We start from the raw sequence: 23,294 nt of genomic DNA, 5'->3' as shown, positions 1-23,294 counted from the left end.
TACTAAAAAAGATTTATTCATTCTGTCCTTTGTTGGAATGATTTCTGTTGTATATTTAATCATCAAAAAAAGAGGTAATTATGACAAAGCTCTACACTCAATTGTTAATATTATGCAGTTTGGCATTTTCAATTTTCGTTCCGGCACAGCAGCTGTACACAGATATATTAAAGCCACAAAGTGTTTTTACTCAAGCACCAGATGAAATAAAAGCACGCAAATCATTTATGCGTCAATGGTGGTTTTATGAACAGCGTTCGTTCCCGGGTGATAACATTCCGGTTAATGCATACCAAAATGCTTATGAACAAAAATTATTATTAAGGCAAACTAATGAGCAATTAGCGTCAGCTGATAACAGTTTTGATATTCCAACTTTTAATTGGGTAAGCCTTGGTCCCACACCGGGAGCTTATTTTAACTATGGAAACATTTCAAGTAGAATTGTAACTGGAGCATTTGATCCAACAAATCCAAATATAATTTATGTAGGACCTGCGAACGGAGGCGTCTGGAAATCAACCGATGCTGGAATTACATGGGTTCCGTTAACCGATCAGGAAGCCTCCTTATCTATGGGTGCAATCGAAATTGATCCAACAAACACAAATATTATTTATGCAGGGACAGGAGAAGCTACGTACAGCGGTGCATCGTATTATGGAAGAGGATTACTAAAATCCACAGATGCAGGAAGCACTTGGGCAAATATTACAACAGGATTGCCAAGCTCAACATATTTTTCAAGATTGAAGATAAGACCAAACAACAACACCCAACTTCTTGCAGCACTTGGCAATAGTGGCTTATATCGAAGCACAAACTCGGGTACAAACTGGACACAGATTTTAAGCGGAAGAATTGATGATGTGGTTTTCACTCCATCAGGTGATACAGCTTTTGCAGTTGGAGGCAGCAGTGGATTGCGAAGATCGGTTGATGGTGGAGCAACTTTTTCTGCTTTTGGAACAGGATTAGCAACAGGTACAAGAACACATTTTGATTTGTGTCTCTCAAACACTGCTTATATGTATGCCGCAGTTTATAGCAGTACAGTAAATCTTTATAAATCCACAAACAATGGTGCTAGCTGGACTCAACTTACAACCACTTCTGGATTTCAATCCCAAGGCGGTCAGGCTTGGTATGATTTGTATTTAAGAGTTAATCCAAAAAACCCAAACAAAGTTTATGTTGGCACGATCGATGTTTACAGATCAACTGATGGAACAAATTTTACTAATATAACTAATGGTTACTCAGGCGGAAGTGTACATGTAGATCAGCATTATTTATTTTTCCACCCAACTGATGAAAACACTTTTTTTGTGTGTAATGATGGTGGAATTTATAGATCAACAAATAATGGAGATGCATTTACAAACTATAATCAAAACTTAACACTCACACAATTTTATAGAATAGCTGCAAGCCCGTTCACACCAAGCAGAATACTTGGCGGAACTCAGGATAACGGTACACAGCAAACTTATTCAACTTTAAATTGGGCAGCCGCATTTGGGGGTGATGGAGGTGAAGTTTGTTTCAATCCATTCAACTCTAATTTTATCCTTGGAGAATCACAAAATGGTGGATTAGTGCGTACTGCTAATGGCGGTTCAAGTTGGCAGAATGCAACAACTGGAATTAATACGGGCGAAAGTGTAGCATGGGTAGCCCCGATACTCGCCCATCCAAGCACATCAGGAACCTTTTATGTAGCACGTCAAAGTGTATATCGATCAACAGATAATGGTGGAAGCTGGACAGCTATTTCGGGTAGTGTAAATGGCAGCAGCGCGGTAAGAGAGATGGCGATCAGTAAGTCCAATCCATCAATAATGTTCGCCACATCAAGCAGCCAGGTATTCAAATCAACGGATGCAGGTGCTACGTGGACAAATGTAACATCTGGTTTACCAAACAAAACAATAACATCAGTATCGGTTTATCCAACAGATCCTAACCTAGTTTTCTTAACATTCTCAGGATTTGGCACAAACAAAGTTTATAAATCAACAAATGGCGGCAGCACGTGGGTATCTATAAGTGGTAATTTACCAGATTCCCCAGCTAATGATCTGTTTGTTTACACAGGAAACATTGGTAATCCAAATACATTTTTTGTAGCAACAGATATTGGAATATTCTTAACAGAAAATGATGGAACAAATTGGTTCGAAATAAGTACGGGAATGCCTAACACAGTTGTTATGCATTTAGATTATTCACCTGGGAATCAGATGCTGAGAGCCGGCACGCACGGCAGAGGAGTTTATGAAGCATTTGTAGATTTTACTATTCCTGTTGAGTTAATATCATTTACAGGAAATCAGGAAGACAAAAAGATAGTTCTTAACTGGAAAACGGCAACAGAAACAAACAACAGTCATTTTGAAGTAGAGAGAAAATTTAAGAATCAGGAATGGGAAAAGATAGACATAGTAGCAGGAGCAGGAACAATAACAGAGTACAGAAACTACTATTATGAAGATGACTTTACATTTTTACCGTATAATGGAACAGTACTTTATAGATTGAAACAAGTAGATTATAATGGAGACTTTGAATACTCAAATGTAATAGCAGTAGAGGCAGAATTTATACCAACAGAAATATCAATATCACAGAATTATCCAAATCCATTTAACCCTGTAACAACAGTAAAATACTGGTTAAATGTAGAGGCGAATGTAAGAATAGGAATATATAATTCTTTAGGTCAATCAATTGGAGAAATAGTTAATGAAATGCAGAGTGCTGGAAATTACTCAGTAAAATGGGATGGGACAGACTATGCATCAGGAATATACTTTTATTCATTTGAGGTAATAGATCAAAACAAGAGTATGATATATAAAGAAATGAAGAAGTTGATATTGCTAAAATAGCGTAATAGAAACTAATATCGGGGCTGTTAAAAGTCTGATTGAAAAAGATTAAAGAATTAATTCTTTGATAATCAATCACCTTTGGACAGCCCCTTTTTTATTGTTAATTTTGACTATGAAAAATTGATTTACTTAAGTATTTAGATGAAGAAACTAGGGAAAAGAATTTTATCCGATCAAATGCAGTTTTATTTTATCTTTACTTTAAATAATGATAAGTTTAAAACTACTGAATCTCACCAAAAATATTTTAAATTAGCTCAACAAAGATTGGTTAAGATTTATCATCGTCTTATTTATTAAATCAAAATTGATAATATAATTATTAGGAGAATTTAAGTAAGGAATTTTATGCAGGAAGAAAAATTAAGATTAGAAGATTTATTGGAATCATCTAATTCAACTAATGACGACGACAGAATTAATAATGTTGCTATTATTGGCGCAGGAATTATGGGACAAGGGATTGCGCAAACTGTTGCTGCAATGGGGCTTGAGGTAACAATTGTGGAGATAGGTGAAGATAAATTGGAATATGCAAAAGCGCAACTTACAGAATCAATTGATAGAGAAATAAAAAGATGGGCAATGACAAAGTCTGATAAGAAAGCAATCTTTAGCAGAATTAAATGGTCAACTGATGTAAATTCTGTAAAAGACTGTGAGATAATAATTGAAGCAGTTCAGGAAGATTTTGATTTAAAAGTAAGTGTATTTAAACAGCTTGATAAAATTGCAAACCCTGATACTATTTTTGTCTCAAACACTTCAACATTAAGCTTAACAAATATTTCAGAGTCTATTTCCAGACCAAGCAAAGTTATTGGCATGCACTTTTTAAATCCCGTTCCAAAGATTCCGATGGTTGAATTAGTAAAAAGTCTCCACACCTCCAATGAAACTGTTTTAAAGGTTAAAGAGTTTGCATCTCGCATTGGTAAAACACCTGTTGAGGTTTATGAATATCCCGGATTTATAACAACACGTGCAATTGTTCCTCTGATCAATGAAGCCATGCATATCCTTTTAGAAGGGATTGCCTCTGCTAAGGATATTGATACTGCTTTAAAACTTGGATATAATTTTCAGTACGGTCCACTTGAAATGGCTGATTCTATGGGATTAGACGAAGTATTGACTTGGATGGAAACTTTATGGAAAACTCTCGGTGAACCAAGATATCGACCAAATCCTATGTTAAGAAAACTTGTTCGTGAAAGAAAACTTGGTAAAAAAACAGGAGAGGGTATTTTTAAATATGACGAACATGGAAATAAACTTAATTAATGTAAGTGGGGAATCTCTAATAAATTGGAAAATATATTATGAAAGTATTAGTCCTAAATAGTGGAAGTTCATCAATTAAATATCAATTCTTTGATACTGAAAAAAAGATTGCCTTAGCAAAAGGATTGGTTGATAGAATTGGAATGGCGGGCGCCGTTTTATCTCATCAAAGATATGATGGCAACAATATAAAAATTGCTGGTGAAATTCTTGATCACCAAATTGCGGTTGAATATGTTCTTGGCGTAATGCTAAGTAAAAATCATGGGGTGATAGATGATAAAAAAGATATTGAAGCTGTGGGACATAGAGTTGTACATGGCGGTGAAACTTTTTCCGGTTCAGTTTTTATTAATGATGAAGTTGTAAAGGTCTTACAGGATAATATTGAACTAGCACCATTACATAATCCGCCTAACATAAAAGGTATTCAAGCTTGCCAAAGAATTCTACCCGACGTACCACAATGTGGTGTTTTTGATACTGCGTTTCATTCTCACATGCCGCCAAAATCTTATTTGTATGGTATTCCATATGAATTGTACAAAAAATATAAAATAAGACGTTACGGTTTTCATGGCACATCGCATCTTTATGTTTCTCAACGTGCAGCGACTTTATTAAATAATGACATAAAAGATCTTAAAATCATCACAGCACATCTTGGTAACGGTTGCAGTATGGCTGCTGTTAAAAATGGACAATCTGTGGATACTTCAATGGGATTTACTCCACTTGAAGGTCTTTTAATGGGTACACGCAGCGGCGATCTTGATCCATCTTTAATATTATATATTATGGCAAAAGAAGGATTAACTGTTGGTGAAGCTAACACTTTACTTAACAAACATAGTGGTTTAATAGGTATTAGTGGTGAAAGCAGCGATATGCGTGAGATACTAACTGCCGTTAAAGATAATCAACAAAGGTCTAAATGGGCTTTTGAGATTTTTTGTTACAGGATAAAAAAATATGTTGGTGCCTATGCTGCAGCAATGGGCGGTCTTGATGCACTTGTATTTACAGGTGGAATTGGTGAAAACTCAAAAGAGATACGCGAAGAAGTTTGTAAAGAAATGGAATTTTTGGGCATTAATTTGGATGAATTAAAAAATCAAAATAATGATGAAATCATCTCAAAAGAAAATTCTAAAGTTTCTGTTATGCGTATTCCAACTAATGAAGAATTGGTAATTGCGCTTGATACCGAAAAAATAGTTTCTGGAATGCAAAAATAATTTTGATTAACTATTCCACAGGTTGATTTATGGATCTTGGAATCAAAGGTAAAGTAGCTATAGTTACTGCTTCCAGCACCGGAATTGGAAAAGCGGTTGCTGAGGGATTAGCTGAAGAAGGATGTAAACTTGCGATTTGTGCTCGCTCAAAAGAAATATTAATTGAAACTTCTCGGGATATAAAAAATAAATTTAACACCGAGCCTTTTTGGGGTGTGTGCGATTTAAATCAAAAAAAGGATATTGAAAATTTTTACGATGCTGTAAAAAATCATTTTGGTAAAATTGATATTCTGGTTAATAATTGCGGTGGACCTGTTCCAGGATTTTTTAGAGATCTTTCAGAGGAAGATTGGGATAACGCTTTTAAGCAAGTTCTGTTAAGCGTCATTAGATTTTCAAATCTTGTTATTCCGAATATGATCGAGCAGGAGTGGGGTAGAATCATTAACATTACTTCTGTTGCCGTAAAACAACCTGTGCAAAATTTAATGCTTTCAAATTCTCTGCGTGCTGCTGTAACCGGATTTGCAAAATCACTAAGCAACGAATTTGGAAATAAAAATATTACTGTAAACAATGTTGCCCCTGGTTTTACATTAACCCACAGACTATATGAACTTGCTGTTAATCGTGCTAAAACATCAGGCAAATCCCACGAAGAAATATTGGTTGAAATGGCAAAAGATGTTCCGCTAAATCGATTAGGTAGTCCAGAAGAAATTGCCGCAATGGTTGTTTTTCTAGCATCACAAAAAGCAAGCTATATTACAGGTACAACGATTCAGGTTGATGGAGGATCAACAAAAGCTATATTTTAGTTTTAGATATTAAATTAAAACTTATTCCTTATTATAAAAGCCTGTCTTAGGACAGAGAAACTATGAAACAGCAAATAGAATTGGCTATTACACCGGATGAAATTAATATTCCGGAAATCCTTTCTACAAAAGCCTCGCAAGAAATTAAAATTGATTTAGAAAAAATCTCCGCAGTAATTCCTTTAAAAAAATCGATCGATGCCCGGAGTAGACATATTGTATTTAGAATTTTGGTTGATGTTTATATTGATGAAAATCCGGAAGTAAAAAAAACAATTACCTACAATCCAGTTTTAGATTCAAAAAAAACAATTATTGTTGGATTTGGTCCTGCTGGAATGTTTGCAGCGCTAAAATTAATTGAACTTGGAATCAAACCAATAATTGTTGAACGGGGAAAAGATGTGCAAGACCGTCGAAGGGATATCAGAGCTATTCAACAAGATCACATCGTGAATCCTGATTCTAATTATTGTTTTGGCGAAGGTGGGGCTGGCGCTTACAGCGATGGCAAACTTTATACTCGAGCTACAAAGCGCGGAGACATAAAAAAAATTATCGATGTTTTAATCCAACATGGTGCTGACCCTGAAATTGCTATTGATACCCATCCGCATATTGGTTCTAACAGACTTCCTAAAATAGTAGCTGCAATCAGACAAACTATTTTAGATAATGGTGGTGAAATTCACTTCAATGCGAAAGTTGAAGATCTTATTTTAATTGACCGAAATATTATTGGTGTAAGGTTAAATTCGTCGCAAGAAATACTAGGAGATGCAGTTATTCTCGCAACGGGTCATTCAGCACGCGATATTTATTATTTATTAAATAAGAAAAAAATACGAATTGATCCGAAACCATTTGCCATGGGCGTACGAATCGAACATCCTCAAGCTTTAGTTAATGAAATGCGTTATCATACTAAAGAAAAACATCCAAATCTTCCTTCTGCTGGCTATACGCTTGTTACTGAGGTTGAAGATAGAGGAGTTTATTCATTCTGTATGTGTCCGGGCGGAATAATAGTTCCTGCTGCAACCGCGCCAGGGGAAATAGTTGTAAATGGAATGTCACTATCCAAACGCAATTCACCTTTTGCAAATTCTGGCTTTGTTGTAGAAGTAACAAATCAGGAATGGATGAAGTATGAACGCCATCAACCTTTTGCTGCTTTGATGTTGCAGGAAGAACTTGAACAGAAAGCATTTGAACTTGCAAATCAAACTCAAAGCGCACCAGCACAACGTGTAACAGATTTTGTTGCTGAAAAGGTTTCTTCATCGTTACCAAAATGTTCTTATATCCCGGGATTGACATCAGCAGCATTGCATAAAGAATTGCCTCCATTTATTGCATTAAGATTGCGTAAAGCGCTTTTTAATTTTGATAGAAAGATGCACGGCTACTATACTGAAGACGCAGTATTAGTTGGTGTTGAAACCAGAACAAGTTCTCCAATCAGAATTCCACGCGACAGGGAAACTTTAATGCATCCGGAAATTAATGGACTTTTCCCTTGTGGCGAAGGTGCTGGTTACGCAGGGGGAATACTTTCAGCAGCAGTTGATGGTGAGAACTGTGCGGTAGGTGTTAATGTTTACCTGTAAGATTATTATACTTAAAAAAGTTGAATTATTTTTGTGATAATTTAATTGTCTCCAAGTCCGACTATTCAAACTATTCAAACTATTCGAGAGGTAGAAAGATAACTTAACGACTCAGCATTTTAAGTTGATTATTTATTATATTTCACCTCAAATCAATGTTATTCTGTTCAACATTTAACCTCTGATAAAACATTATGATTACATATTATTTTCACATTACAAAAGACTCACGAATTAAATACTCTATTGAAGAAAATCTCTTCTCGTTAAATGGGAATCTTGTCATTTCAGATTTTAGCACGGCCAGGTTGTTATCAGAAAAAATAAATTCTGTTAGAAGAAATGAGGGCAAATTTGAATTGCAGGTAACTGCGGGTCAAATAAACGCACTCGGTTTGCTTCACGAAATTTTCCATCTTTTAATTCGTAAATATGAAGAAGGCAATAACAAAAATGTATTTAAAGACAGTATTGAATATTTAAAGAATAATATTACTGAAGATGAATTGGATAAAACGCTTCTAAAATTTGTAGAACAATTTCCACCCCTTAGTGTATATCAAAACAAAGTAAAACCAAACGAATTTCTTAAAGGTAAAACAGAAAATAAAGATAACCGTGAGATTTTGCTTGAAGAACTTATCATTTTAAATCTTGAAAACATTAATCCAGCAACACATCAATTAAAGGAACTTTACACAGATGAAAATCTTGCTAATGAAACAAAGTATAAAGAAATAATTGAACAGACAGAATTATTTTTTGAAAGCGAACCAAAGATTGGCGGATTTAATTTAATCTCATTCCTGCGTAAACCAATAATACAAAGTCCATATAATTTAGAAGAGCAGCTTGATTTTATTCGCTCAAATTGGAATGTCTTTATTGATGAATTAATATTAAATAAAATACTTTCTGGTAAAGATCTAATTCACGAAGATTATAAATTATTTGTTAAACATGGTGGAGGCGAAAAAGGAACACCACCTGTTCCTACTTACGAATTTGATCATAAATATTTTGAATCATTAAAATTGAAACTAACTGAGGGTAAAAAATTATCGCCTGAGGAATTTGAATATTATCAACTTGAAGTAAATAAATTTACGGTTGATATTGATTGGATGCCTAGGGTAGTTATGATTGCTAAGAATGCTTTTGTTTGGATGCATCAACTAACTCGCAAATATGGAAAAGAAATAAAAAGGTTAGATGAGATTCCTGATGCAGAACTTGATACTTTGGCTAAATGGAATTTTACGGCACTATGGTTAATCGGGATTTGGGAACGCAGTTCAGCATCACAAAAAATAAAACAAATGATGGGTAATCCTGAAGCGGCATCTTCTGCTTATTCTTTATATGATTATGTGATTGCAAATGAACTTGGCGGCGAGGCAGCTTTTGAAAATCTAAAAACCCGTGCATGGCATCGAGGAATAAGGTTATCAAGCGATATGGTTCCTAATCATACTGGAATTTATTCTAAATGGGTAATAGAAAAGCCGGAGTATTTTATTCAGAATAAAGTACCTCCATATCCAAATTATAAATTCACAGGACCAAATCTTTCTGATGATGAACGTGTGGAAGTAAGAATTGAAGACCAGTATTATTCAAGATCAGATGCCGCTGTTGTGTTTGAAAGATTGGATAAATATACAGGCGATCGCACTTACATTTATCATGGCAATGATGGTACAAATATGCCGTGGAATGATACTGCACAGTTGGATTTGATGAAAGCTGAAGTGCGCGAATCACTTATTCAAACGATTATGCACGTCGCTCGTAAAACACCAATCATTCGTTTTGATGCCGCGATGACACTTGCAAAAAAACATTTTCAGCGATTATGGTTTCCCATTCCAGGTTCCGGCGGAGCAATTCCTTCGCGAGCTGATTATGCGATGACACGTTCACAGTTTGATTCAATTATGCCGGAAGAATTTTGGCGTGAAGTTGTAGATAGAATAAATGCTGAGATGCCAAACACGCTTTTACTTGCAGAGGCTTTTTGGTTGATGGAAGGGTATTTTGTTAGATCGCTTGGGATGCATCGCGTTTACAACAGTGCATTTATGCATATGTTTATGAAAGAAGAAAATGAAAAGTATAAACTGCTTATTAAAAACACTCTAGCGTTTAATCCGGAAATTTTAAAACGATATGTAAATTTTATGAGTAATCCGGATGAGGAAACTGCAATAAATCAATTTGGTAAAGGCGATAAATATTTTGGCGTTGCCACAATGCTAATCACTTTACCAGGTTTGCCAATGTTTGCGCACGGTCAGATAGATGGACTATCTGAAAAATATGGAATGGAATATAAACGAGCTTATTATACTGAGTTTACTGATGATAACCTTGTTATTAGACACGAAAAAGAAATCTTTCCGCTAACAAAGAAAAGATATTTGTTTAGTCAGGTTGAGCATTTTGAACTTTACGATTTTATTGATTCAACTGGTAACTGTAACGAAGATGTATTTGCTTTTACTAACAGAAGTGGAAATGAAGTATCACTTGTTGTTTATAACAACTCATACAGCGAAGCACAGGGATCGATAAATGCAAGCTGTGAGAGAGTTTATGGTGAAGAGGGTAGAACCAGCACAACAACAATTGATAAAACATTAGGAATAAATACGAGTTTTGGATTCTATTATATCTATAAAGATTATGTTCAACAACTTGAATTCATTGAGTCAGGCAGCCAATTAAGTTCTGCTGGATTTTCATTTCATTTAATGGGCTATCAAAGAAAAGTATTATTAGATTTTAAAGAAGTTTTTGATGTTGATGGTAAATATAAAATTCTTTGTGAACAATTAAATGGCAGAGGTGTTGATTCCATAGAACGAGCTTTAAGTGAGATGAATCTTGCTCCATTTCATAATTCTTTAATTCATCTTTTTACTTCAATAAAGTTCAGCAGACTATTGCTCTCAATAGAATCAGATGGTAATGATAATATTGAGATCCCAAGGTTTGATGATGAAATATTTAGAATATTTAAAGATCTAAATAAAATCGCAAAATTAAATTTGACTTCGCAAGAAATATTAAATAAAATAGAAAAGGATTTTAGTTCAATTAAATCTTTTAATAAGCTATTTTATGAAATTTCTTCATCAAAACGTGCAGCAAAATGGATTAGTGAAGTTACGATATTTCTATTTTCTGAGAGTGAAATAGACAGGAAGAAGGAATTATCTTTTCTATTGTTTAATAAAATATTATTTGGCATATTAAATTCTGTTGAGAGCATAAATACCCGTATTAAAATATTTGATGACCTTCTTCTCTGGAAACCTGTGCTTGAAATATTTGGTTTTTTAAGATTTGAAGATCCGGGCAAGAGTTATGAATTATTTAAAACACTTTTTGGTAGTAAAATATATTCTACTGAAAAGAGTGTTCAAGCTCGTCAAGTCAATAATTCCAAAAATAAAGTTGTAGAAGATAACACGGAAATAATAAATATATACTTCCAAACTCTTCTCGATTATGAGCTTTTTAATTCATTTATTCAGGTTAATGATTACAAGGAAATAAAATATTTCAATAAAGAAAAGATTGAGGAATATGTAAGATGGAATTTTATTCTATCAGTTATCAATCAATTTGAAGAAAGTTCAAATCAAACAGAAGTTTCTAAAAAGGCATTTTCAGAATCACTTAAGAATTCTTATGCAAGATATGTTGAAGTTCTTGAGAGAATATCTAAAAGTGAGTATAAAGTTGTAAAACTAATTGAAGTATCTGAAACTAAATCCATAAAAAAATCTGGTACAAAAAAGAGAACAGTGGTAAAAAAGATAAAGCCGAAAAAGAAAACTGAGGGCAAAACAAAAACGAAGGAAGTAATTAAAAAGAAAGATTCTGTAACTAAAACAAAGAAGAAATTATCGAAGACAAAAAAAACAAAAACCAAAAAGAAGGCAAAACCATGATAAGAAAAATGAAAACAATAATATTGTTGTTAATACTATTTCAACTTACGGCACTTCCACAATTTAGTTTTGAAGTTGCATTCCCAAATTTAAGCTTTTCCAGCGCACTTGATCTTAAAAACGCTGGCGATGGAACAGATAGATTGTTTGTAGTTGAAAGAAGTGGGATAATTAAAGTTTTTCCAAATCAAACAAATGTTTCAACCACAAAAACTTTTTTAAATATCACTGATCGTGTAACGGCGGGTGGTGAAACTGGTTTACTTGGTTTAGCTTTCCATCCCGATTATGAAACTAATGGGTATTTCTATGTTAACTATACTGCTCCTAATCCATTGCACACAATAATTTCAAGATTTCAAGTTTCCGCAGCAAATCCGGATTCGGCAGATAAAAATTCGGAATTAATTTTACTTACTTATGATCAGCCGTATTCAAATCATAATGGTGGGTGTGTAGCTTTTGGAAACGATGGTTATTTATACATTTCAGCGGGTGATGGTGGATCAGGCGGTGATCCGCTAGGTAATGGACAGAGTATAACAACTTTGCTTGGGAAAATTATTCGTATAGATGTAAATAATCCTCAACCACCATTAAACTATGGAATTCCTGCAGGCAACCCTTTTATGGATAGTACAAATGTGAATATTCGCAAAGAGATATATGCGTGGGGATTACGAAACACTTGGCGTTTCAGTATTGATCCAGTGACTGGTTGGTTATGGGCTGGCGATGTTGGACAAGACGCTTGGGAGGAAGTTGATATAATTCAAACTGGGAAAAATTACGGCTGGCGGTGTTATGAAGGAACTCATCCATATAATTTAAGCGGATGTAATGGGACTTATGAACAACCGATCTGGGAATATCCTCACTCTGAAGGATTTTCTATAACCGGAGGGTATGTTTATCGGGGACAAAATGTTCCGGAGTTGTATGGGAAATATGTTTATGGTGATTACGGAACAGCTAAAGTCTGGTCACTTGAGTATGATGGAGTTAATCCTGTAGTAAATTCGCAAATTACAACCGCAGCCGGTTCTATTACATCATTTGGAGTTGATGAAAATAATGAGTTGTACCTGATTTCGTTTAATGGAAAGATTTATACATTTACTCCTACTGTTGTACCAGTGGAACTAATTTCTTTTAGTGCTACAGTAGTTAATGGCAAAATTAAGCTTGATTGGAACACAGCTACCGAGACAAATAACGCTGGATTTAAGATTGAAAGAAGTCGGGATGGTGTAAATTATGAAGAAATATTTTTTATTGGAGGTAGTGGAACAAGTACAAACCGAAATGTATATAGTTATACAGATGAATCAGTCAGTTCTGGTGTTTACTACTATCGTCTAAAGCAAATAAATTATGATGGTTCATTTGAATACTTAAATGTTGTTGCTGTTGATTTGGGAATACCTGTTAGATTTTTACTTGAACAAAATTATCCTAATCCATTTAACCCGAAAACCTCAATAAATTTTCAACTTCCAAATGAAGGTTTGGTGACATTAAAAATTTATGATTTACTTGGAAATGAAGTTTCAACATTATTAGAAGATCAAAAACCTGCAGGTAGTTATACAGTTGATTTTAATGCTAAACAACTTACAAGTGGAATTTATTTTTACAAGCTAATATCAGGTTCTTTTAGCTCCACAAAAAAGATGATATTAATGAAATAGATATTAATGGTATCTGAATAATTAAATATCAAATTCGATAGAAATTAATTATTAAAACCTGCGATTCTTAGATGCGGGTTTTATTTGCTTCCATATTGTGCAAATAAAAAAGCTCCAAGACCAATTATCTCAGAGCTTTTGTGTGTGTGAACAATTTTAGGTTTTGCTGACATTAATTTGATTTTATAAAATTTGCAAAAATTGTACTTGATCTGATGGCTTTATAATTGAATAATTTCTATCTTTACAATTATCGGGATTTGTGACCAATTGTTTAGAATGGGAATGAATTGTTTAGTCTAAAAACAAAACCCCGGCGCATAAACACCGGGGAACTTGCCTTGACGGAAGGCTTGGGGAATAACCTTAACCGTCAAATGCTCGCTTAATTAAATTACCCCATTATCATAACTAACTATTTCAATTACATTATCGTAAAATATATTGATTTGTTTAGTGATAGATTTATAATGAATATTTGATATTTAATAATAGTGAGTCCAATAATGGGGAGGGAATTAGAGAATGTTTTAAAACCAGTTTACACAACAAACTATTACTTTAAAAACTTCCTCTTTTATAAAAACTAAACTATTTTTTCTAAAGGAAGCTGGAAGAGACGAATTTTATCATCATCTCGTTCAACTATCTCATTTAGCTCATTAATTTTGATGATAAGTTTTTCCAGTAATTTTTCTTCCTGAAAAGCTATCATGCGAACATGGTTAAACCCAGGAAAAGGACGATTCCCTAAATGAGCATCAGTTTTATGTCCTTTACCTTTAACATCTTCCCACTGAGTATAAAAATCAATTCCCAGTTCATTTAATCCTGCTGAAATACGATCATCAAGAATATCGCGGTATGCTATGAATGCTAATTTCATTTTTAGATCTTATTCTTTTTGTTTTTGGAAAAATAGTTACTAACATCATCAAGTATAGAATAAACAACAGGAACGATAAATAATGTTAACAATGTGGACGTTATTAAACCGCCAATTACTGCTTGTCCCATTGGAGCACGGAATTCAGCACCTTCACCAAGAGCAAGTGCAACTGGAACCATTCCAAATATCATTGCAAAAGTAGTCATCAAAATGGGGCGTAATCTTGTTGGTCCTGCTTTAACTAAAGCATCAAATCTGGACATTCCACGCTCACGTAAAACGTTTGTGTAATCAACAAGCAAAATTCCATTTTTAGTAACTAATCCCATCAACATTATTATACCGATCATAGACATGACTGAAAGAGCGCTACCAAAAATTAACAACGATAGAACGGCGCCAATTATAGACATAGGCAATGCAAGCATAATTGAAAACGGGTGTATAAAGCTATCAAACTGTGCAGCGAGCACAATGTAAACAAAAACAATAGCTAAAAGCAATGTGAGAAGCATATTCCCAAATGATTCTTCTTGCGTTTGTCCTTGACCAATTACATTAATTGAATAGCCGGATTTTAATTCTAAGTTAGAAGTTTCTTTTAGAATATCACCTAAAACCACACCTAAAAATCTACCATCAAGGTTTGCATCAACTCTTATTTCTTTCTGTCTTGCGTATCTATTTATTTTGGCAGGACCAACATCCTGTGTGATAGTGGCAATATCAGTTATGGGGATAAGAAAATCTTGGTTCCCAATTTTTTTATTGCTTTTCACTGTAATCAGAGAAAGATCATTAATGTTTTTACGATCATCTTTTTTTAATCTTACTCTTACATCAATCTGCTCATCACCTTCTTTAAACTGAGTAGCAACAGCGCCATCAACCATTGCTCTAACAGTTGAGGCAATCAAGAATGGATTAACAGCTAGATCCGATGCTTTTTCTCTATCTATATTAATTCTTATTTCTGGTTTTGATAATTCAAGACTGTTGTCAACATCAACAGCACCAGGAGTTTGCTTAACAATTGCTTCAACCTTTTCAGCAATTTTTTGTAATTCTGCAATGCTTTCTCCACGTATACTTAGAGTTACTGGTTTTTCGTTACCACCGGGTCCGCCTTGAACACGTGCACTAAATTTAGCACCAGGAATAAACTTAATTTTATTTCTTATTTCAGAAATAAGCTGCTTATCAGATTTATTTCTTTCGTTAGTGTGAACAAGTTTAACAAGTATTGTTGCTTTTGTTACAGGATCGTTTCCAGAACCGATTGTAGTTAAGACAGTAGTAACTTCAGGATTATTTCTAATAACATCTTCAACTTTTTCGCAAATATAACTTGTTTGTTCAAGTGAGCTTCCTGGAGAAGACTCAACAATCAGATTAAATTGGCTCTGATCACTTTCGGGAAAGAATTGAGAACCAAGCATTCCCATTAACATAAAGCTTAAAATAAAAATTGCAATTGCGCCAAATACAATTGTTTTTCGGTGTGATAAAGACCATCGTAAAGATTTTTCATATTTACTGTTAAGTTTATTAAACCATTGATTAAATCTGTACAAAAATCGCTGTAAAATATTTTCTTTCCCAGTATGTTCTTCATCCTCTCTATGTAGCCACTTTGATGATAACATAGGTGTTAATGTAAATGCTACAAAAAGAGATACAAGAACTGCTGCCGAAATCGTTATACCAAATTCATAAAAAAATCTTCCAACGATGCCAGGCATAAAAGCTACAGGAACAAATACAGCTACGATTGTAAAGGTTGTTGCCATTACAGCAAGACCAATTTCTTCGCTAGCTGATTTAGCTGCTTCCATTGGGGTTTCGCCTTGAGACATATGACGATAAATATTTTCAATTACCACTATCGCATCATCAATTAACAACCCAACCGCAAGAGACAAAGCCAGTAAGGACATCATATTTAGTGTAAAACCAAGTGCAAACATAAATATAAAACTTGCAATGATAGATGCAGGAAGTGCTAAGCCGCTTATAACTGTAGCTCTAAAGTTTGCAAGGAAAAGATATATAACTATAACAGCTAATAGTCCACCATAAAGAATATCAAATAATACATCATCTATTGAAGTCTCAATAAATATACTATTATCAAGTGCAACATTAATTGCTAAACCTGCTGGAATATCTTTTTGGATGTTTGCTATTTGTTTGTTAACATTATGTGCAACTTGAACTGTGTTGCTACCGGATTGCTTGATAATATTTAACCCTACCGCAATTTTACCATTAACTCTTGTTAAACTTTTTTTCTCAACTACACCATCTTCAACTGTAGCGATATCTGACAAGTAAACAGGTCTACCCATTGGAGTAGCAACAATTACTTTATTAAAATCTTCAACGCTTTTGTATTTTCCCATTGTTCTTACAAGAAGCTGGCTTTTCCCTTCAGTAACGTTACCGCCTGGAATTTCAACATTCTGCCCGCCCACATTCATTATAACATCTTGGATAGAAATATTGTACGCTCTTAATCGAGCAACATCAACTTCAATCTGAACTTCTCTTTCAGATCCACCAACAAGATTGACAGAACCAACACCTGGAATATTTTCTAATCTTTTTTTAATTACATCTTTTGTATAAGTAGTAATATCTTTATCAGACATATTTCCGGAAACAGTTAAAGACATAATTGGTAGACTTGCAGGATCATATCGTTGAATAACAGGGTCTTCAATTTCCGTTGGCAGGTTAGCTTTTATGGCAGCTATTTTTTCACGTACGTCCTGTGCAGCATCCTTACCGTTTATCTCAAGTTTAAAAGCGATTACAACTATTGATACATTTTCCTGTGATGTTGATTGGATAAAGTCAACACCTTCAACAGGATTAACAGCATCTTCAATAATCTTTGTTACATCTGTTTCGATCTGTTCCGGACCTGCTCCTGGGAGCACAGTTGTAATTACAACAAAAGGAATATCAACATCAGGGTATAAATCCACGCTTAACTTGTAGTAAGAAAAAAGTCCGAGCACAATCAATGACATAATCATCATAGTTGCAAAAACAGGGCGTCTTATGGAGACATCAGCTAATTTCATTTTTTAATCCGAATTTCTTTCAAAAATAAATTTTAAATTATTTATTCATAACCATTACAACTGTACCATCCTTAAGATTGTTCATGCCTACGGTAACAATTCTATCTCCGGTTTTTAATCCAGAAATAACCTCAATAAATTTACCATCACTAATACCTGTTGTAATACTTTTAAAGTAAGCTTTATCTTCATTTATCAAATAAATACCATCGCTGTTATTTTCTTTTACAATGGCATTAAAGGGTACTACCAGTGAATTATTTTTTGTTTTCATCTTTACATTAACTCTGCAAAACATTCCTGGCTTAAACCATCTGTCTTGAGTGTTGGAAAATAACGCCTGCATTTCAAATGTTCTTGATTGAATATTTGCAGACTTTGAAAGTTGATTGATTTTTCCAGCTTGAATGACATCTGGATTCATTTCAGAATATATTTGTACCAATTGTCCAACGTAAAAACTTGGCACATCACTTTCACCCACATTAAACTTAGCTTTCATTCTTCCAATGTTTGCAATAGTAGCCATTGGCATTTGAGGATTCGCAAGATCACCGATGTTAACATTGATGGAAGTTACAACGCCGGAAATTGGGGAAGTAATTTCAACCGTACTTCTTGCAGCATCAAAATTTGCTTTGGCTACTTCATATAGTGTTTGAACACCATCAAATGTTTGTTGTGATATAGCACCTTCTTTTAAAAGATTTTGCATCCTTTCGTAGTTTTTTTGTGCATTTAAATAAGCAGCTTGAGCTTGATAAAATTGAGATGATGCACCGCCTTTATCTAATTCAAATAAAACATTTCCAGCCTTAACATATTCACCAACTTTTACATTTACCTTCATTATTCGTTCAGGTATTTTTGCTATAATGTTTGCTTGATCTTCACCTTCTAAAGTACCGGAAAAAGTTTTGGATATTGTAATCTCTTTAATCCCAATTAATTGAGCTTCAACGGATACTGTATCTACATAAGTAGTTTTATCAATCGAGGTTGTATCTTCTGGCTTTTCTCCGCAAGCTTGAATTACAATTAATGAAAAAAATATAATTGCAATTGAAAGTAGCTTGATAGGGTTATTAATAATCTGATTCATGTTAAAGTGATTCTCCTGTTTACAAAAATAATTTATACTCTATTTTTAATTTTCTATTCTGCCAAAGCTAGTAAAATAATCCGGATTGGTTCTTCCAAGTATTTGTTCAAGTTCATATTTGGTTACTAAATATGAATACAAAGATTGAATACGATTCAAGCGTGCTTGCTTTAGCGAAAGATCAGTGTTTTGCAACTCGATTTGACTACCAACACCCTCTTTATATCTTACTTTTGCTATTTGGTAAGATCTTTCAGCCACCTCAACATTTCTATTTTGAACATCAATTATGGATTGAACAGTTTTTAAATCTTGAATTTTAGTTTTTACATTTAATAATGTATAGTCTTTGAGTTGTTTAAACTGTTCTTCTGTTTGTTGATAATTAATTGTTGATTGTTGAACGGCATTTTTTGTTCTATTGCCTTTCCAAAGATTCATAGAAAAACTTATACCAACTGTAGCTGAGGAGTAGTTGTTAAAATTCCAATTATCAGATGAACCAGCATAAGCATATTGACCAAATGCGGCAATGTTCGGCCAATAGTCAGAAATATCAAGTTCAACAAAAGCTTCATCAACTTGTTTTTTCAATTCTAAGGTTCTTAATTCATAATTTGATGCAAGTGCTTCATCAAATAATCCATCCTCATTAGAAATATCATAAGGCTGGTATAAAAAATCACCTTGAACATCGATAGCTTCAAGTTGTTCGATACCAAGAACTAATTTTAATCCATCTTTTGCAGTCTTTAAATTATTTTCCATGTTTAGTACTATCGGCCGAATATTTTCAACCATAACTTCTGCTTGAAGTAAATCAAATTCAGAGACCATTCCTTCTTGATAAAAAGCCTTTACATCCTTTAGATTTATCTGGGCATTTTCAAAACTAGCCTTGGTAATTTCTAATGATGATTTTAAAAGTAGTACTCCATAAAATGTTTTCTGAACTGATAAAACGGTTTTTGAAACAGTGCGATTTAAATCCGCCTTTGCTAAATCATAATAAATCTGTGATGCCCCAATTCCTTTAAACACTGCAGAACTAAACAGCGTTTGTGAAAGGGTTAAACTTGTTGAGTAATTATTAGTTTGAGCGAATGACTGTAATACATTTTGCATTGGTTTAAATTTATTCTCATCTCTTGGAAGAACATTTTCATCAAACAGAATTGAGTAGGTTGCATTTTGCAGCAAAGTGCCGAAATCGGGGAACGAAGTTTTTGGTTTCTGCAAAAAATGTGAAAAGTTGCCTGAAAGATCCAAGCTTGGTAATGCATATCCAAAAGCTTCATCCACAGCGGTACCGGCTTTTTTAACATTCATAACGGAGATTGTAATGTCTCTGTTGTTGCTAAGAGCTGTGTTAATTGCTTCATCCAAAGTATAAACTTTAGATTGTGCCGATAAAGAGAGCTGAACTATAAAAACAATTATTATTGATTTGACTATGCTAAAAGGGACTGACTTTTTTTGTTGTGTCATTTAATTCTCTAAATATTTGAACGTAGAAATAAATCTTTAACGAACCATTTATTATTACTTTTTTATATTGAACCTCTGAGGGTTATGATGATCGCTCAAAAAGGTTTTGATTTTTGATTGTCAAATCTAAAGAACAATCACTTAAAAATTATTCCGAATATCACTTTAAATAACCACTGTGATAAAAATCAATGATTGTGGATTAGCAAGGGATATCTGTTCAATGATGATTTCCCATTCCATCTACTGATATGGGTAGTAGCGAATATCAAAATTTACGCTCACCAAAATTTTTAATTTTTTCAAATTAACTAACCAAAACATTTGTTCAATTTGCTTAAGTTTGCAACAGAAAAACCGGAAAAATTATGAACTCAATTTCAAAACAAGAACTTCAATCAATTGTAGGCGCACCAAATTATTTTGATTCCAAAGAAGATAAATTAGTTTATTCATACGATGGCACCCCTGTTTATCAGCAACTTCCTGAGGCCGTATTATTTCCGCAAGATGAAGAACAAATTTCTCAAATATTAAAACTCGCAAATCTGGAAAAATTTAATGTCGTTCCTCGTGGTTCAGGAACAGGGTTAAGCGGCGGTTCGATTCCTGTTGAAAATTCTGTTGTCATTGTACTAACCAGATGGAATAAAATTCTTGAAGTTGATGCGGATAATCTCACGGCTTGGGTTCAACCCGGAGTTGTAACTGGCGCACTACAAAAAGAAGTTGAAAAGATCGGATTGTTTTATCCACCTGATCCGGGAAGTTTAAACGTGTGTACAATTGGCGGTAACGTTGCAAACAATGCAGGTGGATTACGCGGACTTAAATACGGTGTTACAAAAAATTATGTACTTGGTATTGAAATGGTTCTTCCAAACGGTGAACTTCTAAAAACCGGCGGAAAGAATATGAAAGATGTTGCAGGATATAATCTTCGTGATTTTATTATTGGTAGTGAAGGCACAATTGGCATAGTTACAAAAGTTTTACTAAAATTAATTCCTAAGCCATCTCAAGCCATTACTCTTTTAATTTATTTTGATAAACTTGTTGATGCAGGTAAAACCGTTTCAGATATTATTGCTTCACACATAGTTCCTTCTATGATGGAATTTTTAGATAACACGACAATAAATTGTGTTGAAGACTATACACATATTGGTTTACCAAGAAAAAGTGAGGCGATTTTATTAATTGAAGTTGATGGAAGAGGTTCGGAAGTTCAGGAAGATGCTGAGCTGATAAGAAAGATTTCTGTAAAGAATAATGCATCAGCACTTAAAGGTGCAGCTAATGAAGCTGAATCAAATGTTTTAAAGACAGCTAGACGCAGTGCTTTTAGTGCACTTGCAAGGCGAATGCCCACTACAATTTTAGAAGATGCTACTGTTCCCAGGAGTGAACTGCCTGTAATGATTGAAAGAGTTGCTAAAGCTGCAAAGATGTTTGATGTTATGATTGGAAATTTTGGTCATGCTGGTGATGGAAATCTTCATCCAACTTGTTTAACTGATGAACGAGATTCTAAAGCGCTTGAGAGAGTTCATCGAGCTTTTGATTTTATTTTTAATGAAGCTATAAAACTCGGCGGAACAATTACCGGTGAACATGGGACTGGTTTAGCAAAAAAGCATTTTCTTGAGCAAGTTGCTGGACCTGCAGGAGTTGATATGATGAAGAAAATAAAATTAGCTATTGATCACAATAACATTTTAAATCCTGGCAAAATATTTACAATCTCACCAAAGTGTGAAGGACATATGCCGACAAAACGCGAACAGATAAAAGATTTTCATGTCTAAAGAAATAGAGTACAAAGAATTATTAAAAATTCTTCCGCACGATGATATACTCCAACAATGCATTCATTGTGGAATGTGCCTTGCAACTTGTCCAACATATGATATCACGAAATTAGAGCGTTCATCTCCACGAGGTAGAATTAAGATGATAAAATCCGTAGCACGTGGTGAAATGGAAATGAGCAGAATCTTTGCTGATGAAATGAATTTTTGTTTGGATTGTCAGGCCTGTGAGACTGCTTGTCCTGCAGGAGTTAAATATGGCAGTATGGTTGAAACGGCACGTGTTGTTATTGATAACACAGAATATGTTTCAAAGTTTGGTGTTGAAATAAAAAGATTTGCTTTAAGAAAAATTGTTGCATCAAGAAATGGATTAAAGTTTGTTTCCAGATTGTTATGGCTCTATCAAAAAATTGGATTGCAAAAACTTGTTCGATTAAGCAGGATATTAAAATTCTTTTCTAAAAATCTTTCGGAGATAGAAACTCTTTCTCCTGTTATTTCAGATAAGTTTTCTGATACACAAATAAAAGAAATAGAATTACCAAATGGAGAAGTAAAATATAAAACAGCTTTTCATTTTGGCTGCTTGATGAATACAATGTTTGCAGATATTAATATTGATACGATTGATGTGCTTATAGAATGCGGTTGTAAAATTATAACTCCACAAGATCAGGTTTGCTGCGGTTCGCTTATGGGACATAATGGTGATATGGAATTCGCCTTAAAGCTTGCCAGAAAAAATATTGATGCTTTTGATAAACATGATTACGATTATTTGATTTCAAACTCTGCTGGTTGCGGAGCATTTATGAAAGATTATGCCCACTTACTTAAAGATGATCCGGATTATGCAGAAAAAGCAAAACGATTTTCATCTAAAGTAAAAGATGTGATGGAATTCTTCTCAGAAAAGAAACCTGAATTGAAATATGATCTTGAAAATAAGTCTGAGCTGGGTTCTATTACTTATCATGACGCCTGTCATTTAATTCATGCGCAAAAAGTATCAACTCAACCAAGAGAAGTAATAAAATCTTTACCTGGAGTTAGTTATACAGAACTTGAAGAAGCAAGTTGGTGTTGCGGCAGTGCTGGGATTTATAATGTTGTTAGATATGATGATGCTGTGAAGCAGCTTGAAAGAAAAATACATAACATTAAAAACACAAAAGCAAAAATTGTGTTAACAGGAAATCCCGGCTGCATGGGACAAATAAAACATGGTACCCAAAAGTTTAATGTTGATGTTGAAGTACTGCATCCGATTACTTTGATTAATCGAATGCTAAAAACGAATAAGGATAATAATTAATGATTGTCATTACTTCGAAAGCAGGAATCCAATGATTAGATTCTGCATCAAGTGAGGAATGGCAATAAATTTAAGTCCTGGGAATTGTCATTTCGAACGA

At 34.0% G+C, this 23,294-nt stretch carries 13 protein-coding genes; 9 read left to right on the top strand and 4 right to left on the bottom strand.

Translation table 11 applies throughout. From position 1 onward, the window contains the following. Window positions 1–80 precede the first annotated feature (80 nt). From IPJ23_06995 to IPJ23_06965, 7 genes are all read left to right on the top strand, one after another. On the top strand, window positions 81–2,891 hold the full coding sequence (locus IPJ23_06995) for a hypothetical protein (protein ID MBK7630430.1): 2,811 nt from the start codon (window positions 81–83) through the stop codon (window positions 2,889–2,891). Window positions 2,892–3,242: 351 nt separating this feature from the next. Beyond that, complete coding sequence (locus IPJ23_06990; GenBank protein ID MBK7630429.1) at window positions 3,243–4,178, top strand: NAD(P)-binding domain-containing protein; 936 nt, start codon at window positions 3,243–3,245, stop codon at window positions 4,176–4,178. Between the two features lie 38 nt (window positions 4,179–4,216). Beyond that, entirely contained in the window at window positions 4,217–5,416 is a 1,200-nt protein-coding gene (locus tag IPJ23_06985) for an acetate kinase (protein ID MBK7630428.1), read from the top strand. Between the two features lie 29 nt (window positions 5,417–5,445). After that, complete coding sequence (locus tag IPJ23_06980; GenBank protein MBK7630427.1) at window positions 5,446–6,237, top strand: SDR family oxidoreductase; 792 nt, start codon at window positions 5,446–5,448, stop codon at window positions 6,235–6,237. Window positions 6,238–6,299: 62 nt separating this feature from the next. Continuing rightward, window positions 6,300–7,847 (top strand): FAD-binding protein, encoded by a 1,548-nt coding sequence (locus IPJ23_06975; protein ID MBK7630426.1) that lies wholly within the window; start codon window positions 6,300–6,302, stop codon window positions 7,845–7,847. Between the two features lie 194 nt (window positions 7,848–8,041). Then, entirely contained in the window at window positions 8,042–11,806 is a 3,765-nt protein-coding gene (locus IPJ23_06970; GenBank protein MBK7630425.1) for an alpha-amylase, read from the top strand. Then, the gene (locus IPJ23_06965) at window positions 11,803–13,497 is read left to right on the top strand and encodes a PQQ-dependent sugar dehydrogenase (GenBank protein MBK7630424.1); all 1,695 of its coding nucleotides are present in this window, start codon (window positions 11,803–11,805) and stop codon (window positions 13,495–13,497) included. Before IPJ23_06970 ends, IPJ23_06965 begins: the two co-directional genes overlap by 4 nt. A 586-nt stretch (window positions 13,498–14,083) precedes the next feature. Here IPJ23_06965 and IPJ23_06960 read toward each other — a convergent pair. Genes IPJ23_06960 through IPJ23_06945 form a run of 4 tightly spaced genes read right to left on the bottom strand, consistent with a single transcriptional unit; the run spans window position 14,084 to window position 20,065 of the window. After that, a complete protein-coding gene (locus tag IPJ23_06960; GenBank protein ID MBK7630423.1) occupies window positions 14,084–14,383 on the bottom strand; it encodes a hypothetical protein in 300 nt (99 codons plus the stop codon). A 2-nt stretch (window positions 14,384–14,385) separates the two neighbouring features. Next, entirely contained in the window at window positions 14,386–17,475 is a 3,090-nt protein-coding gene (locus IPJ23_06955) for an efflux RND transporter permease subunit (GenBank protein MBK7630422.1), read from the bottom strand. 37 nt (window positions 17,476–17,512) lie between these two features. After that, entirely contained in the window at window positions 17,513–18,577 is a 1,065-nt protein-coding gene (locus IPJ23_06950) for an efflux RND transporter periplasmic adaptor subunit (GenBank protein MBK7630421.1), read from the bottom strand. Between the two features lie 45 nt (window positions 18,578–18,622). Further along, window positions 18,623–20,065 carry a TolC family protein gene (locus IPJ23_06945; protein MBK7630420.1) on the bottom strand — a complete coding sequence of 481 codons (1,443 nt, stop codon included), beginning with the start codon at window positions 20,063–20,065 and terminating at the stop codon, window positions 18,623–18,625. A 368-nt stretch (window positions 20,066–20,433) separates the two neighbouring features. On the opposite strand from IPJ23_06945, the gene IPJ23_06940 reads away from it, so the two are divergent. Together IPJ23_06940 and IPJ23_06935 are read left to right on the top strand one after the other, a co-directional pair. Further along, window positions 20,434–21,873: an FAD-binding protein gene (locus tag IPJ23_06940; GenBank protein MBK7630419.1), complete on the top strand. Its 1,440-nt coding sequence runs from the start codon at window positions 20,434–20,436 to the stop codon at window positions 21,871–21,873. Beyond that, on the top strand, window positions 21,866–23,194 hold the full coding sequence (locus tag IPJ23_06935; GenBank protein ID MBK7630418.1) for a (Fe-S)-binding protein: 1,329 nt from the start codon (window positions 21,866–21,868) through the stop codon (window positions 23,192–23,194). Before IPJ23_06940 ends, IPJ23_06935 begins: the two co-directional genes overlap by 8 nt. The last annotated feature ends 100 nt before the right edge of the window (window positions 23,195–23,294 follow it).

The sequence above is a fragment of the Ignavibacteriales bacterium genome (assembly GCA_016709765.1).
Lineage (GTDB): Bacteria > Bacteroidota > Ignavibacteria > Ignavibacteriales > Ignavibacteriaceae > IGN3.
Note: the sequence above shows the minus strand (reverse complement) of the source record. Positions and strands in the feature narration are given on the sequence as shown.